This window comes from Streptomyces sp. NRRL B-24085 (assembly GCF_001282115.1).
Lineage (GTDB): Bacteria > Actinomycetota > Actinomycetes > Streptomycetales > Streptomycetaceae > Streptomyces.
This window is the reverse complement of record NZ_LJBR01000643.1, coordinates 1-1,371: the sequence shown is the minus strand read 5'-3', so window position 1 is coordinate 1,371 and position 1,371 is coordinate 1. Positions and strand designations below refer to the sequence as shown.

Sequence of the window (1,371 nt, the reverse complement as noted above, 5' to 3'; positions counted from 1 at the left end):
GGCGGGTGGGATCCGGGGCAGCCGGTCTTCGAGGCCGAAGGTGGTGAAGGCGGTGCGGGCGGGGAGGGGGTAGGCGTCCTTGCCGGTGAGGGTGTTGAGGATGGTGGCGCTGCGCCAGGCGGCGAGGCCGAGGTCGGGGGTGCCGACGCCGTGGGTGTGGCGTTCAGCGTTCTGGACGTAGACGTGGCAGTCGGCGCCGGTGACGGACGGGTCGAGGACGAGCCTGAACTGTTCGTCGACGCGCGGGCGTTCGCGGCTGTCGCGGCGCAGGTAGGGGTCGAGTCCGGCGAGGATGCGGTCGAGTGGGCGTTCGCGGTGGCCGGTGGCGAGGACGACGGCGTCGGTGGTGAGGCGGGAGCGGCTGCCCTGCTGGATGTGTTCGAGGTGGAGTTCGATCTTCGTGGTGGCGATGCGGCCGGCGGTGCGGACGCGGACGCCGGGGGTGAGGACGGCGTCGGGCCAGCCGCCGTGCAGGGTGCGGCGGTAGAGCTCGTCGTGGATGGCGGCGATGGTGTCGGCGTCGATGCCGCGGTGGAGCTGCCACTGGGTGGTGCCGAGGCGGTCGCGGACGCTTTCGGACAGGGCGTGGAAGTAGCGGGTGTAGTCGGGGGTGAAGTGTTCGAGGCCGAGCTTGGAGTACTCCATGGGCGCGAACGCTTCGGTGCGGCCGATCCAGTGGAGTCTCTCGCGGCCGGTGGGGCGGTTGCGCAGCAGGTCGAGGAAGACCTCGGCGCCGGACTGTCCTGAGCCGACGACGGTGATGTGGTCGGCGGCCAGGAGGCTGGGGCGGTGGTCGAGGTAGTCGGCGGCGTGGACGACGGGCACGCCGGGTGCTTCGACGAGGGGCTTGAGGGGTTCGGGTACGTAGGGTTCGGTGCCGATGCCGAGGACGATGTTCTTGGTGTAGGTGCGGCCCAGGGCTTCGGCTTCGCCGTCGCTGTCCAACTGGGTGAAGTCGACTTCGAGGACGTCGCGTTCGGGGTTGAAGCGGACGGCGTCGACCTGGTGGCTGAAGTGGAGGCCGGGGAGGTTCTCGGCGACCCAGCGGCAGTAGGCGTCGTACTCGGCGCGCTGGATGTGGAAGCGCTCGGCGAAGTAGAAGGGGAAGAGGCGCTCGCGGGCCTTGAGGTAGTTGAGGAAGGTCCAGTCGCTGGCGGGGTCGGCGAGGGTCACCAGGTCGGCCAGGAAGGGGACTTGGACGGTGGCGCCGTCGATGAGGAGTCCGGGGTGCCAGCCGAAGGCGGGGCGCTGTTCGTAGAAGACGGCGTCGAGTGCGGTGAGGGGCTGGGCGAGGGCGGCGAGGGAGAGGTTGAAGGGGCCGATGCCGATGCCGACGAGGTCGCGGGGTGCGTCGGGCTCGTGGTGTGGGGG

1 protein-coding gene is annotated in these 1,371 nt (G+C 70.6%); it reads right to left on the bottom strand.

Annotated features, from left to right (window positions below):
* A partial coding sequence (locus AOJ26_RS40750; RefSeq protein WP_053853362.1) for a lysine N(6)-hydroxylase/L-ornithine N(5)-oxygenase family protein occupies window positions 1–1,371 on the bottom strand: 1,371 nt, incomplete at both ends.